The sequence below is a fragment of the Klebsiella grimontii genome (assembly GCF_900200035.1).
GTDB lineage: Bacteria > Pseudomonadota > Gammaproteobacteria > Enterobacterales > Enterobacteriaceae > Klebsiella > Klebsiella grimontii.
The window spans coordinates 663,784-677,729 of sequence record NZ_FZTC01000019.1; the positions used below are offsets into that span (position 1 = coordinate 663,784).

The 13,946-nt window shown below is 54.2% G+C and carries 15 protein-coding genes and 3 tRNA genes; 13 read left to right on the plus strand and 5 right to left on the minus strand.

Annotated features, from left to right (window positions below; genetic code table 11):
- Positions 1 to 65: 65 nt before the first annotated feature.
- Positions 66 to 473, plus strand: a complete 408-nt coding sequence (gloA, locus tag KOSB73_RS17940) for a lactoylglutathione lyase (protein WP_004119471.1) — start codon at positions 66 to 68, stop codon at positions 471 to 473.
- A gap of 106 nt (positions 474 to 579) precedes the next feature.
- Positions 580 to 1,224 carry a ribonuclease T gene (gene rnt, locus KOSB73_RS17945; protein WP_004136784.1) on the plus strand — a complete coding sequence of 215 codons (645 nt, stop codon included), beginning with the start codon at positions 580 to 582 and terminating at the stop codon, positions 1,222 to 1,224.
- Between the two features lie 52 nt (positions 1,225 to 1,276).
- Here the strand turns inward: rnt and grxD are convergent, their stop codons facing one another.
- Positions 1,277 to 1,624, minus strand: coding sequence for a monothiol glutaredoxin 4 (gene grxD, locus KOSB73_RS17950; protein ID WP_004119469.1), 348 nt, complete (start codon positions 1,622 to 1,624; stop codon positions 1,277 to 1,279).
- Positions 1,625 to 1,963: 339 nt separating this feature from the next.
- Here grxD and KOSB73_RS17955 point away from each other — a divergent pair, with 339 nt between their 5' ends.
- Together KOSB73_RS17955 and sodB are read left to right on the plus strand one after the other, a co-directional pair.
- Positions 1,964 to 2,818 (plus strand): C40 family peptidase, encoded by an 855-nt coding sequence (locus KOSB73_RS17955; RefSeq protein WP_049086259.1) that lies wholly within the window; start codon positions 1,964 to 1,966, stop codon positions 2,816 to 2,818.
- A gap of 121 nt (positions 2,819 to 2,939) precedes the next feature.
- Positions 2,940 to 3,521, plus strand: a complete 582-nt coding sequence (gene sodB, locus KOSB73_RS17960; RefSeq protein ID WP_098140764.1) for a superoxide dismutase [Fe] — start codon at positions 2,940 to 2,942, stop codon at positions 3,519 to 3,521.
- Between the two features lie 56 nt (positions 3,522 to 3,577).
- Here sodB and KOSB73_RS17965 read toward each other — a convergent pair whose 3' ends face one another.
- Together KOSB73_RS17965 and cydH are read right to left on the minus strand one after the other, a co-directional pair.
- Positions 3,578 to 4,744 carry an MFS transporter gene (locus KOSB73_RS17965; RefSeq protein WP_098140765.1) on the minus strand — a complete coding sequence of 389 codons (1,167 nt, stop codon included), beginning with the start codon at positions 4,742 to 4,744 and terminating at the stop codon, positions 3,578 to 3,580.
- A 165-nt stretch (positions 4,745 to 4,909) separates the two neighbouring features.
- Positions 4,910 to 4,999: a cytochrome bd-I oxidase subunit CydH gene (gene cydH / locus KOSB73_RS31355; protein ID WP_049250536.1), complete on the minus strand. Its 90-nt coding sequence runs from the start codon at positions 4,997 to 4,999 to the stop codon at positions 4,910 to 4,912.
- 296 nt (positions 5,000 to 5,295) lie between these two features.
- On the opposite strand from cydH, the gene purR reads away from it, so the two are divergent.
- Positions 5,296 to 6,321 (plus strand): HTH-type transcriptional repressor PurR, encoded by a 1,026-nt coding sequence (purR, locus tag KOSB73_RS17975; RefSeq protein WP_004119465.1) that lies wholly within the window; start codon positions 5,296 to 5,298, stop codon positions 6,319 to 6,321.
- A gap of 18 nt (positions 6,322 to 6,339) precedes the next feature.
- Here purR and punR read toward each other — a convergent pair whose 3' ends face one another.
- Positions 6,340 to 7,251: a DNA-binding transcriptional activator PunR gene (gene punR, locus KOSB73_RS17980; RefSeq protein ID WP_004119464.1), complete on the minus strand. Its 912-nt coding sequence runs from the start codon at positions 7,249 to 7,251 to the stop codon at positions 6,340 to 6,342.
- A 111-nt stretch (positions 7,252 to 7,362) separates the two neighbouring features.
- Here punR and punC point away from each other — a divergent pair, with 111 nt between their 5' ends.
- Entirely contained in the window at positions 7,363 to 8,547 is a 1,185-nt protein-coding gene (punC, locus tag KOSB73_RS17985; RefSeq protein ID WP_024357966.1) for a purine nucleoside transporter PunC, read from the plus strand.
- A 298-nt stretch (positions 8,548 to 8,845) separates the two neighbouring features.
- A complete protein-coding gene (gene cfa, locus KOSB73_RS17990; RefSeq protein WP_098140766.1) occupies positions 8,846 to 9,997 on the plus strand; it encodes a cyclopropane fatty acyl phospholipid synthase in 1,152 nt (383 codons plus the stop codon).
- 31 nt (positions 9,998 to 10,028) lie between these two features.
- On the opposite strand, the gene KOSB73_RS17995 is transcribed toward cfa, so the two are convergent.
- On the minus strand, positions 10,029 to 10,670 hold the full coding sequence (locus KOSB73_RS17995; RefSeq protein ID WP_049086300.1) for a riboflavin synthase subunit alpha: 642 nt from the start codon (positions 10,668 to 10,670) through the stop codon (positions 10,029 to 10,031).
- 230 nt (positions 10,671 to 10,900) lie between these two features.
- On the opposite strand from KOSB73_RS17995, the gene mdtK reads away from it, so the two are divergent.
- From mdtK to KOSB73_RS18025, 6 genes are all read left to right on the plus strand, one after another.
- The gene (mdtK, locus tag KOSB73_RS18000) at positions 10,901 to 12,274 is read left to right on the plus strand and encodes an MdtK family multidrug efflux MATE transporter (RefSeq protein ID WP_024357964.1); all 1,374 of its coding nucleotides are present in this window, start codon (positions 10,901 to 10,903) and stop codon (positions 12,272 to 12,274) included.
- Positions 12,275 to 12,471: 197 nt separating this feature from the next.
- A tRNA-Val gene (locus tag KOSB73_RS18005) sits at positions 12,472 to 12,548 on the plus strand.
- A 4-nt stretch (positions 12,549 to 12,552) separates the two neighbouring features.
- A tRNA-Val gene (locus tag KOSB73_RS18010) sits at positions 12,553 to 12,629 on the plus strand.
- A 4-nt stretch (positions 12,630 to 12,633) separates the two neighbouring features.
- Positions 12,634 to 12,710 (plus strand) — tRNA-Val (locus KOSB73_RS18015).
- A 442-nt stretch (positions 12,711 to 13,152) separates the two neighbouring features.
- Entirely contained in the window at positions 13,153 to 13,338 is a 186-nt protein-coding gene (locus KOSB73_RS18020) for a con-10 family general stress protein (protein ID WP_004136767.1), read from the plus strand.
- Between the two features lie 90 nt (positions 13,339 to 13,428).
- Positions 13,429 to 13,926, plus strand: coding sequence for a YciE/YciF ferroxidase family protein (locus tag KOSB73_RS18025; protein WP_004136765.1), 498 nt, complete (start codon positions 13,429 to 13,431; stop codon positions 13,924 to 13,926).
- The last annotated feature ends 20 nt before the right edge of the window (positions 13,927 to 13,946 follow it).

Below are 13,946 nucleotides of genomic sequence, written 5' to 3' on the forward strand. Positions count from 1 at the left end.
GCGGCGGGTTATCGCCGCTATACTCAACGCTCTGCTGTATCAACATAAACTGCATAGGGGACATTATGCGCTTACTTCACACCATGCTGCGCGTTGGCGACCTGCAACGTTCGATTGAGTTTTACACCAACGTGCTGGGCATGAAACTGCTGCGCACCAGCGAAAACACGGAGTATAAATACTCGCTGGCATTCGTGGGTTACGGCGAAGAGAGCGATACCGCCGTGATTGAGCTGACCTACAACTGGGGCGTTGATAAGTACGATCTCGGCAGCGCTTATGGCCATATCGCGCTGAGCGTTGAAAACGCGGCGGAAGCCTGCGAGCGTATTCGCCAGAACGGCGGCAACGTGACGCGTGAAGCCGGTCCGGTGAAAGGCGGTACCACCGTTATCGCCTTCGTCGAAGATCCGGATGGTTATAAAATCGAACTGATCGAAGAGAAAGACGCCGGTAAAGGCCTCGGCAATTAATCTGCTCGGGCACCCGAGGTGCCCGCTGTTTTATCCCCCTGCCTGCTGCAAGGCGCGGCAAAATTTGCCATAATGCGCGCTACTTTTTTCCAGCTAAGAGAATCTGATGTCCGAGAACGTTCAACTTAATGGTCTGTGCGACCGTTTTCGCGGTTTTTATCCTGTGGTAATCGATGTTGAAACCGCCGGATTTAATGCCAAAACCGACGCCCTGCTGGAGATCGCCGCTATTACGTTGAAAATGGATGAAGAAGGCTGGCTGATGCCGGACGAAACGCTGCATTTTCATGTTGAACCTTTTGAGGGCGCCAACCTGCAGCCCGAAGCCCTGGCTTTTAACGGTATTAACCCCCACGACCCCGAACGCGGCGCGGTGAGCGAATACGATGCGCTGCACGCGATTTTCAAAATGGTCCGTAAAGGGATGAAAGAGAGCGACTGCAGCCGCGCGATCATGGTTGCGCATAACGCCACGTTCGATCACAGCTTTACCATGGCGGCGGCAGAGCGCGCAGGGCTGAAACGTAATCCGTTCCACCCGTTCGTCACCTTTGATACCGCGGCCCTGAGCGGCCTGGCGCTGGGGCAAACGGTGCTGTCGAAAGCCTGTATTGCCGCAGGGATGGCGTTTGATGGTACCCAGGCGCACTCCGCGCTATACGATACCGAACAAACCGCCCAGCTGTTCTGCGAAATCGTCAACCGCTGGAAGCGTCTCGGCGGCTGGCCATTACCGGTGGCCGAAGAATAAACGATAAAAAAAAGCGACTTCATCGGAAGTCGCTTTTTTAATAGCAGCAGAATTACTCCGCTTTCGGCTCGTCAGTTTTATACTTAGCGGCCGTTTCTTTGATCAGCTGCTGCAGTTCGCCGCGCTGATACATTTCAATCACGATGTCGCAGCCGCCGACCAGTTCGCCGTCTACCCACAGCTGCGGGAAGGTTGGCCAGTTAGCGTATTTTGGCAGCTCTGCGCGAATGTCCGGGTTTTGCAGGATATCGACGTAGGCAAAACGTTCGCCACAGGCGGAGAGCGCCTGAACGGCCTGCGCGGAGAAACCGCAGCTTGGCAGTTTCGGTGATCCTTTCATGTACAGCAGGATCGGGTTTTCAGCGATTTGATGTTGGATTTTTTCTAAAGTCGTGCTCATTGTCGTGCTTCCTCAAACTTCTCTACGGCAGTAATTTGTCATTGTAGCGCCCTGAACGCAGGACCGATAATAACATTTTTTTCACTTGCCACATTTTATCTTCTGTCGGCCAAAGTTGCCTCAAAAATATCATTTTATTGCTATACGCGGCAACGCGTTGCGCGTTTTTCATGCGTCAGGGTCGCTGACGGAAGCATTTTTTTGCAAATGTTAACCAAACGAGACTTTAGATACAAAAGAGTAGTAACTCTCCACGATTTTATGCTTTAGAATCGATGCGGTTTGTCATTCATCGTCAGGCATCTGTATATGTCTGTAATTTAATCAGGGGAGTGCTCAGTGGCGCGTCTTAACAAAATCGCGATTTCGCTCTGTGCATTACTTTTCACATCTATTTCACTTACGCCGCTGGCGCATGCTTCCGGGCATACGCACGCTTCGGCCGCGCCTAAAACGCATCCGGCCAAGGGCACGACCGCGGAGCGTAAGAAAAAAGCAGTCAATTCCAAAAGTAAAACCGCCGCCAAAACCCCCAGCAAGAAAACGTCGACCGCCAGCCGCAGCAAATCAATCGCGTCACGCCAGACCGCCAGCGTCACCAAAAAATGCGTCCTGCGCAAAGGCTATAAAAAACTGTGCGCCAGCTCGACAAGGTCAATAGCGGAAAGCAAGATGGCAACGGCGAGCGTGCAGAAAAAGTGCGTGGTGCGTAAAGGCTATAAAACCCGCTGCAAACCCATCGCCGATGAGCCGCAGTTGACTATCGCCGATGCGCATAAGGCGCGGGTACAAAAAGCGCAAAGCACCGCGATGTCAAAGCTGATGGATCAGATTGGTAAGCCCTATCGCTGGGGCGGTACTTCCCCGCGCACCGGGTTTGATTGTAGCGGCCTGGTCTATTACGCCTATAAAGATCTGGTTAAAATCCATATTCCACGCACCGCCAATGAGATGTATCACCTGCGCGACGCCCGTCCGGTGGATCGCGGCGAGCTGCAGAGCGGGGATCTCGTCTTTTTCCGCACCCGCGGGCGCGGGACTGCCGATCACGTCGGCGTTTACGTTGGCAACGGCAAATTTATCCAGTCTCCGCGCACCGGCCGCGATATTCAGATCACCTCATTAAGCGACGATTACTGGGTACGCCACTACGTCGGCGCCCGTCGCGTTATGACGCCGAAAACCATTCGCTAAATATGCCTTGCCGCTTGGGCGGCAGGGTAACTCTCTCTTTTGCCACATCTTTTAATTTGCTACTATTGCCCTGCGTAATACATGGTTATTGCGCGTACAAACTATAAAAAGGAGAGTAGCAATGTCGTTCGAATTACCTGCATTACCATATGCAAAAGACGCCCTGGCGCCGCACATTTCCGCAGAAACCCTGGAATACCACTACGGTAAACACCACCAGGCCTACGTCACCAACCTGAATAACCTGATCAAAGGCACCGCGTTTGAAGGGAAAACCCTGGAAGAGATCGTGCGTTCTTCCGATGGCGGCGTCTTCAACAACGCCGCGCAGGTCTGGAATCACAGCTTCTACTGGAACTGCCTCGCGCCAAACGCCGGCGGCGAGCCGCAAGGCGAACTGGCGGCCGCTATCGCTAAATCCTTCGGCAGCTTCGCTGATTTTAAAGCCAAATTCACCGACGCGGCGGCAAAAAACTTCGGCGCAGGCTGGACCTGGCTGGTGAAAAACACCGACGGTAGCCTGGCCATTGTCTCCACCAGCAACGCGGGTACGCCGCTGACCAGCGACGCGACTCCGCTGCTGACCGTGGATGTCTGGGAACACGCTTATTACATCGACTACCGTAACGCCCGTCCGAACTATCTGGAACACTTCTGGGCGCTGGTAAACTGGAAGTTTGTTGCCGCTAACCTGGCAGCATAAAAGCAAACCGCAGATGCCTTTCGGCTTCTGCGGTTATTCTCTCACAGCACGCGATCTTAACGGTTGGCGAACGCCTCTTCCGGCTGCGCCCGCCCGCTGAACAGCACCAACAGCAGCGCAACGCCCGCGATAATCGCCCCCATCACCGGGACAAACGCATAGCCGAGGCCGCCGCTAATGACTGCGCCTCCCGCTGCCGCTCCCAGCGCGTTTCCAAGGTTGAAAGCCCCGATATTGACCGACGACGACAGCCCCGGCGCTTCGTGGGCCACGCGCATCACCCGCATCTGCAAAGGCGGCACCACCGCAAAGGTCGCCGCGCCCCAGACCACCATGCTGATTGCCGCGCTCACCTGCGATTGCGCCAGCAGCGGGATCGCCAGCATGATAACCATCAGCAGCAGCAGAAAGCCCTTCAGCGTCCCGGAAACGGAGCGGTCAGCAAATTTACCGCCAAGATAGTTGCCCAGCGAAAAGCCCACGCCGATCAGCACCAGCATCGCGGTGACAAACAGCGGAGAGGCGTTGGTAATGGTATGCAGAACCGGGGAAATATAGGTATAGAGCGTAAACATCGCCCCTGCCCCCAGCACGGTAGTCAGCAACGCCGACAGCACCTGCGGGCGCATCAGCACCGAAAGCTCCTGCTTCACATTTGGGCGCTCGCCGGCGCTGCCCTTCGGTAAGGAAAACCACAGGCCGATTATCGCCACCACGCCCAGCCCCGCTGTTGCAAGGAACGACATTCGCCAGCCGATGGTTTCACCCAGCCAGGTTGCTGCGGGTACGCCGCCGATGTTGGCGATCGTCAGCCCCATAAACATCGTCGCCACCGCGCTGGCCTGCTTATGTTTTGGCACCACGCTTGCCGCCACCACCGAGCCCAGGCCAAAGAAAGCGCCATGGTTAAGGCTGGTAATGATCCGCGACAGCAGCAGCGTGGTGTAATCCGGCGCAATGGAAGAGAGCACGTTGCCGAGGGTAAAAATCGCCATCAGAAAGATCAGCGCGTTTCTGCGCGCGCGGTGGGAGAGCAGCAGCGTCATCAGCGGCGCGCCAACCATTACGCCGATGGCATAGGCGCTAATCAGCATTCCCGCCGCCGGAATCGAAACGTCAACGCCTTTAGCGATAACCGGTAATAGCCCCATCGGGGAGAACTCGGTCGTGCCGATGCCAAAGGCACCGATCGCCAGCGCGAGCAGGGGAAAGTTGATTTTCATGCAGGGACTCCATCAGGCCGCCTTCCGCGACGGCATCTCATCAGAAGTCAAAAGCATGACATCAATCACAGAAAAACAAAAGTGAACGAAATGGCAAAAGATTTTTGCGAAAATGATAATAATAGGTGGAGTAAAAGGGAGAGCGGCCCCTCCCTTATCGCAGAACTAGTGCAGTACTGCGGTCAAACCTGCGGCAACAATCAAACCCAAAACAATAATCGTTGTTGTCAGCGAAAACTTTAAATTTATATCCATCAATTTTTCCCCCTGATTATCCCCACATGAAAAGTGAGCTTACTCATTTTTACACAGAATAGCGTAAAAATCTTCCGAGATTTAGAGTGATGCACATTTTTGCTCTTCCCCTTTGCCCCAAGATCGGACAAAATCCCACGCTAATTTGAAAGCGTATCGGCCATTGACCCCTTCCTGTCGTTCTGTGTCGTTTTCCCGACGTGATGCCATGCTCAATTTTGGCGTCAGGGTGTGTACAGGCAAACGTTTACGTACCGATAAACAGACGATCAGGTCAAGGTCTGGAGTGAGAAGTAATGGCAACTATTAAAGATGTAGCGAAGCGCGCAAACGTTTCCACTACAACAGTGTCACATGTGATTAACAAAACCCGTTTTGTTGCGGAAGAGACGCGCAATGCGGTATGGGCAGCAATAAAAGAGCTGCATTACTCCCCCAGCGCCGTTGCCCGCAGCCTGAAGGTCAATCACACCAAGTCGATTGGTCTGCTGGCGACCAGCAGCGAAGCGGCCTATTTCGCTGAGATTATCGAAGCCGTTGAGAAAAGCTGTTTCCAGAAGGGCTACACCCTGATCCTCGGCAACGCGTGGAACGACCCGGAGAAACAGCGCGCCTATTTGTCAATGATGGCGCAGAAACGCGTCGACGGCCTGCTGGTGATGTGTTCCGAGTATCCGGAATCGGTGTTAAGCATGCTGGAAGAGTATCGCCATATCCCGATGGTGGTGATGGACTGGGGCGAGGCAAAAGCCGACTTTACCGATTCGGTCGTCGATAACGCCTTCGAGGGCGGCTATATCGCCGGACGCTACCTGGTTGAACGCGGCCATCGCGACATCGGCGTGATCCCCGGCCCGCTGGAGCGTAACACCGGCGCAGGCCGGCTGGCGGGTTTTATGAAAGCGATGGAAGAGGCGCAGATTAACGTCCCGGAGAACTGGATTGTGCAGGGTGATTTCGAGCCGGAATCCGGCTACCGCGCCATGCAGCAAATTCTCGCCCAGCACCCTCGCCCAACGGCCATCTTCTGCGGCGGGGATATTATGGCGATGGGCGCCATCTGTGCGGCGGATGAAATGGGCCTGCGCGTGCCGCAGGATATTTCGCTGATCGGTTATGATAACGTGCGCAACGCCCGCTACTTTAGCCCGGCGCTGACCACCATTCATCAGCCTAAGGACTCTCTTGGCGAAGCGGCCTTTAATATGCTGCTGGACCGTATCGTCAATAAGCGTGAAGTCTCGCAGTCGATTGAAGTCCATCCGCGCCTTGTCGAGCGCCGTTCCGTGGCCGATGGTCCGTTTGTCGATTATCGCCGTTAGCCCTGCTTGCGGCGTCGGTTATTCCGGCGCCCGCAGCCACTCCCGGTTTAGCGTTTCGCTATCGCCAAGATAATCCAGTAACCAGAGCAGCGCCGGCGAAGCGTCGCTTTGCTGCCACGTCAGGCAGCATGCGGCATCCGGGAAGGGGTTCTCCAGCTCCAGCGCCGTCCATTCGCCGCTATCCAGCCACGGACGCGCTAAATGCCCGGGCACCATACCGACGCACAGTCCGGCGGAGAGGCAGGTTTCAGAAGCATCCCAGTCCGGCACGACTACCCTCTTCTGGTTATCGAGCAGCCACGTGGTCCGCTTCGGCAGCGAGCGTGACGTATCCTCTCTGACCAGCGACGGCCAGTTGCGCAACACGTCATCGCTCAAAGGCCCCGCCATTTTTGCCAGCGGATGGTGGCTCGCAACGACGCAGTCCCAGCTCAGCATCCCCATATCGCGGAAGGCGTAGCGTCCCCCTACCGGAATGGAGCGGGTCGCGCCGATGGCTAATTCCACGCGACCGTCGGCGAGCGCATCCCAGACGCCGTTGAACACCTCCTGAAAGACGATCAGCTCGACGTCATCAAAATGGCGATAAAAATCAACGATCATCTGCCGCATACGCGTGGGTTTAACGATGTTATCAACCGCGATGGAGAGCTGCCCGCGCCAGCCGTTGGCGATCTGCTGGCACTGCTGGCGGGTGATCTGCATTTTTTTGATAACAGATCGCCCTTCCTGTAAAAACCAGACGCCGGCCGGCGTTAATTCCACATCCCGATGGCGGCGTTCGAACAGCGGTACTGCCAGCCACTCCTCCAGCTGTCGTACGGTATAGCTGACGGCCGAGGGTACGCGGTGCAGTTCCTGGGCGGCGGCGCTAAAGCTGCCGTTGCGGGCGACAGCATCGACAACTTCAAGCGAGTATTCAGACCACATTTTCTGCCTGCAAAATTTTTGAACTCATCTGACAAATATTAGCGTTTCACAAGCCTTAATGCACTCCCTACACTCTGCGCCATCGTACCTGCACAATAAAAAGAGAATGTTATGCAACAACCTGGGAAAGGATTTTTAGTCTGGCTGGCTGGCCTCAGCGTACTGGGCTTTCTGGCCACCGATATGTATCTTCCGGCTTTCGCCGCCATGCAACAGGATCTGAATACTTCCGCCGCCTCAGTCAGCGCCAGCCTGAGCCTGTTCCTGGCGGGCTTTGCGCTTGGGCAGCTCTTCTGGGGCCCCATTTCCGATCGCTATGGCCGTAAGCCGGTGCTGCTGAGCGGTCTGGCTATCTTTGCTGTCGGCTGCCTGGGGATGCTGTGGGTGCGCGATGCCGGCCTGATGCTGGCGCTGCGCTTTATCCAGGCTCTGGGGGTTTGCGCCGCCGCGGTGACCTGGCAGGCAATGGTAACCGATTATTACCCTGCGCAAAGAACCAACCGTATTTTCGCCGCCATTATGCCGCTGGTTGGTTTGTCGCCGGCGCTGGCGCCGCTGCTTGGCAGTTGGCTGCTGGTCCACTTCGAATGGCAGGCCATTTTTGCCGTTCTGTTCGCCATTACCCTGCTGCTGATGCTGCCGGCCCTGCGCCTGAAGCCAGCGAATAAACCGATCGTCAGCGTCCAGCAGAAGCTCACCTTCCTCGCCCTGCTGCGCTCGCGGGAATATAGCGGTAACGTGCTGATCTACGCCGCCTGTTCCGCCAGCTTTTTCGCCTGGCTCACGGGCTCGCCGTTTATCCTCCATGACATGGGCTACGGTCCGACCGTTATTGGCCTGAGCTATGTTCCGCAGACTATCGCGTTTCTGGTGGGCGGTTATGGTTGCCGCGCGGCGCTACAAAAATGGCAGGGGCAGCAAATTCTTCCCTGGCTGCTGGCGATTTTCGCCGTCAGCGTCGCCGCCACCTGGCTGGTTGGCCTGCAGGAGAACGCGACGCTTGTTGGGTTGATGATTCCGTTCTGCGCCATGGCGGTGGTGAACGGCGGTATTTATCCTATCGTCGTCGCGCAGGCCCTGAAGCCATTCCCGCAGGCGACCGGCCGTGCCGCGGCGCTGCAAAACACTCTGCAGCTTGGCCTCTGTTTCCTGACCAGCCTGCTGGTCTCCACGCTGATTGCCACGCCGCTGCAAACGACCACCAGCGTGATGCTGGTTTCCATCGTGCTGGCCGGCATAGGCTACCGCATGCAGTATAAAGCCGCGCATCCGGCAACAGAATCGTCACATGCGTAAGCTATTCTACTGATAGTTATAGAATCCAGTAATTAGCTTGCTAAGATATTTTTGTTGAAAGCGTGTTTTTAGCGGCCTATACTGGATCCGGCATCACATAAATAGAAAGATTAATTGATTTAACGGGAGCAGGATGCATCCCGTTTCACCATGGAAGGCCTTTCGGCAAGGGTTACCTCCCTTCCTCTGTTCTACGTCGGATAGCAGCCTCACGGATTAACCGTGAGATTTCTCACAAAGCCAAAAAAGCGTCTACGCTGTTTTAAGGTTCTGATCACTTGGGCGTGATGGAGAAGCTATGAGTTCATCGTGTATAGAAGAAGTAGTCAGTGTACCAAATGATGATTGGTACCGAATTGCAGCTGAATTATTAGGCCGTGCGGGCATCGAAATTAATGGTCCTGCGCCCTCCGATGTACGGATTAAAAACCCGCTCTTTTTTAAGCGCGTTTTGCAGGAGGGGTCGCTGGGGCTCGGCGAAAGCTATATGGACGGCTGGTGGGATTGTGAACGGCTGGATATTTTTTTCCATAAAGTTTTACGCGCCGGACTGGAAAATCAGCTTCCCCATCATTTCAAAGATACCTTGCGTATCGCCAGCGCACGCTTATTCAATCTGCAAAGTAAAAAACGGTCCTGGATTGTCGGCAAAGAGCATTATGATTTAGGCAACGATCTGTTCAGCCGCATGCTCGACCCTTATATGCAGTATTCCTGCGCGTACTGGAAAGACGCGGAAACTCTCGATGACGCGCAGCAGGCTAAACTGGATCTGATCTGCCGTAAACTTGAGCTTGAGCCCGGTATGCGGGTGCTGGATATCGGCTGCGGCTGGGGCGGGCTGGCTTACTACATGGCCAAAAACTACCAGGTCAGCGTGGTGGGCGTTACCATCTCTGCAGAGCAGCAGAAAATGGCGCAGGAGCGCTGCGCGGACCTCGACGTCACCATCCTCCTCCAGGACTATCGCGACCTGCACGAAAGCTTTGATCGTATTGTTTCAGTCGGCATGTTCGAACACGTCGGGCCTAAAAATTACGCCACCTATTTTGATGTGGTCGATCGTAATCTGAAGCCCGACGGTCGTTTCCTGCTCCACACCATCGGCTCGAAAAAAACCGACCATAGCGTTGATCCCTGGATCAACAAATATATCTTCCCTAACGGCTGTCTGCCGTCGGTACGCCATATTGCCGAAGCCAGCGAATCGCATTTTGTTATGGAAGACTGGCATAATTTCGGCGCCGACTACGACACGACGCTTATGGCCTGGTATGAACGCTTTCTTAATAGCTGGCCGGATATTGCCGACAACTATTCAGAACGCTTTAAACGCATGTTCAGCTATTACCTGAATGCCTGTGCCGGCGCTTTCCGCGCGCGCGATATCCAACTGTGGCAGGTGGTTTTTTCTCGCGGGGCCGAACACGGCCTGCGCGTGGCCCGCTAAAAATATCCCCCGCTTCGGCGGGGGGATTTTATTATTCGGCCGTCGTTTTCAGCGCCGCTTCTGCTTCTTTCGCCGCCAGCACGCGCTCAACGGTATCGATGACCGCCTGCGTCTGCGGATCGATTTCAATATTCACCCGATCGCCCAGCTTTTTCACCCCAAGCGTGGTGCGCTGCAGCGTTTCCGGAATTAAATGCACGCAGAACCGAGTTGGCGTCACTTCACCGACGGTGAGGCTAATCCCATCTACGCCGATATATCCTTTATAGAGGATATATTTCATCAACGTCGGGTCCTGAACCTTAAACCAAATCTGGCGATTATTTTCCGAGGTCAGAATTTTCACCACCTCCGCGGTGGTCATAATATGACCTGACATCAGGTGGCCGCCAATTTCATCGCTGAATTTGGCCGCGCGCTCAACGTTGACGCTGTCGCCCTCGCGGATCGCGCCCAGATTGGTTATCCGCAAGGTCTCCTTCATCAGATCAAAACTCACTCGCGGGCCATTGATATCCGTGACCGTCAAGCAGCAGCCGTTGTGCGCTACCGAAGCGCCCGTTTCGAGCCCCGCGAGCATATGCTCAGGCAGCTCCACAACGTGGGTGCGAAAGTTGGGTTTTTCATCAATAGCCACCACTTTGGCGGTCCCCTGCACAATACCGGTAAACATATTTTGCTCCTGTATAAATTCGTGACGGTATCAGTACCGTTTTAGGCTATGACGAACAATAACAGCTGGCAAAACAGGTTGCCAGCGCACAACGTGCAGAGGAATTTTTTCACTGGCTAAATGGCTAATCCTCGCTACAATAGTCTGGCAAATCCCTCTGCTTTTTCTTCTTGCTGCCCTCGATGGCGGCTTTTTTAGTCCCCCAATAACAACAATATATAGGTGTTCACGTGCAGAAGTATTTTATTGAAGCGCGTCAGTTATTAGCACTGGCTATACCCGTTATTCTTGCCCAGGTCGCCCAAACCGCCATGGGCTTTGTCGATACCGTGATGGCGGGCGGCTATAGCGCCACCGACATGGCGGCCGTTGCCATCGGCACCTCCATCTGGCTACCGGCGATCCTCTTTGGCCACGGCCTGCTGCTGGCCCTGACGCCCGTTATTGCCCAGCTGAATGGTTCTGGTCGCCGCGAGCGTATCGCCCATCAGGTGCGCCAGGGATTCTGGCTGGCCGGCTTCGTCTCCATCCTGGTAATGGTAGTGCTGTGGAACGCCGGTTACATTATCAGCTCAATGCATAACATCGACCCGGCGATGGCTGACAAAGCGGTCGGCTACCTGCGCGCGCTGCTGTGGGGCGCGCCCGGCTATCTGTTCTTTCAGGTTGCCCGTAACCAGTGTGAAGGGCTGGCGAAAACCAAGCCGGGAATGGTCATGGGATTTATCGGCCTGCTGGTCAACATTCCGGTGAACTACATTTTTATCTACGGTCACTTCGGTATGCCGGAACTCGGCGGGATTGGCTGCGGCGTGGCGACGGCATCGGTTTACTGGGTGATGTTTTTCAGCATGCTGTTCTGGGTGCGCCGCGCGCGTTCAATGCGCGATATTCATCTCCAGGAGCGCTTCAGCAAACCGGATTTCGCCGTCATCCAGCGTCTGGTACAGCTGGGCCTGCCGATTGCGCTGGCGCTGTTTTTCGAAGTCACGCTGTTTGCCGTCGTCGCGCTGCTGGTCTCGCCGTTGGGGATCGTTGACGTGGCCGGGCATCAGATTGCCCTTAACTTCAGCTCGCTGATGTTCGTGTTGCCGCTCTCGCTGGCGGCCGCGGTGACCATTCGCGTCGGCTTCCGTCTCGGGCAGGGGTCAACGCTGGAGGCGCAGACCTCGGCCAGAACCGGCGTCGGCGTTGGGGTGTGCATGGCCGTTTTCACAGCGGTGTTCACCATTCTGATGCGTAAGCAAATCGCCCTGCTGTATAACGACAATCCCGAGGTCGTGGCCCTGGCGTCCCAGCTAATGCTGCTCGCGGCCATCTACCAGATTTCCGACTCCGTTCAGGTGATCGGCAGCGGGATCCTGCGCGGCTATAAAGACACGCGTTCCATCTTCTTTATTACCTTTACCGCCTACTGGGTATTGGGTCTGCCGAGCGGCTACCTGCTGGCCCTGACCGATCTGGTCGTGCCGCGCATGGGCCCCGCCGGTTTCTGGTGCGGGTTTATTATTGGTCTCACCTCCGCCGCCGTGATGATGATGCTGCGTATGCGTTTCCTGCAGCGTCAGCCTTCCAGCATCATTTTACAGCGCGCGGCGCGCTAGCCCGCGGCGAAACCAACGGCGCTGATTCGGCGCCGTTATCGCTTGTTGATGAAGAAATATTCTTTTGCATCAGTAAAATATCAGCAATATGGATAAAACTTCTGCGATCGCGAGAAAACTGGAAGAAAAGTGACGTTTGCCTCTTGCCACAACCCCTCCCTCCCGCTAATATGCGTCCCCGTTGCCGCTGCAACATTGCGTTCATAGCTCAGTTGGTTAGAGCACCACCTTGACATGGTGGGGGTCGTTGGTTCGAGTCCAATTGAACGCACCATAATGCGTTTATAGCTCAGTTGGTTAGAGCACCACCTTGACATGGTGGGGGTCGTTGGTTCGAGTCCAATTAAACGCACCATAATGCGTCCGTAGCTCAGTTGGTTAGAGCACCACCTTGACATGGTGGGGGTCGGTGGTTCGAGTCCACTCGGACGCACCATTTCACAGCCTCGTGATCTGGTGCCTGTTTTATCTCCCGCATTGAAATATCCGAAAATCACCCTTTCTCTGTAAATTCACTATTTTCTGATTTTTCTCAACTCGTCTGCTAATAACGTTCAGTATCCGCTAAGTTATTCTTCGCAGTTATGTAAAGTGACGTAAAGCCCTGCGCCGGGCCTGCCCTGCATTTATTAACGCAGCGGCCACGGATATATTCCCTCGCGGATAAAAATCTTTCGTTAGATCATAACCCGTTATGCTGATATTCATTAAAAACAAGCGAAACGGTAACCGCCGCATAATTCAGAATATTTCAAAAAAATATCACCAGTAACCGGTTTGACTGTTCGGAAATAACAGCTAAATTTAATTCCTGAACGACAACGGATACGTATCTAAATCGTATCTTCCTGACATAAACTCAATAGAGGTATGAAAATATGGCAGAACATCGTGGTGGTTCCGGTAATTTCGCTGAAGACCGTGATAAAGCATCTGAAGCTGGACGTAAAGGCGGTCAGCACAGCGGTGGGAACTTTAAAAACGATCCGCAACGTGCATCTGAAGCCGGTAAAAAAGGCGGACAAAATAGTCATGGTGGCGGACGTAAATCTGATAATTCCTGATTATTAATCGCCTCGTTCTCTTGTAAATAAAAGAGTATCCTGCGGGTCTGCGGACTCGCAGTTATTCTCCTGTGTAAAAGGTATTTCCATATGAATATGAAGAGCATAGAAGACGTATTTATTCATCTTTTATCGGATACTTACAGCGCTGAAAAACAATTAACCCGCGGACTGGCTAAATTGGCCAGAGCAGCGTCAAGCGAACAGCTCAGCGCCGCGTTCAAGGCCCACCTTGAAGAGACCCAGGGGCAGATTGAGCGTATCGATCAAATTGTCGAGCAAGAACCTGCCATCAAAATTAAACGTATGAAATGCGTGGCGATGGAGGGACTTATTGAAGAAGCTAACGAAGTGATTGAGAGCACAGAGAAAAATGAAGTGCGGGATGCTGCGTTAATTGCCGCTGCGCAAAAGGTTGAACATTATGAAATTGCCAGCTACGGCACTCTCGCCACCTTAGCACAACAGCTGGGTTATAAAAAAGCGGTTAAGCTTTTAGCGGAAACGTTAGAAGAAGAAAAATCAACCGATCTTAAATTAACTGACCTGGCGGTCGGTAATATTAATAAAGACGCACAAAATAAATAGCCAGATAATAATCCGATATT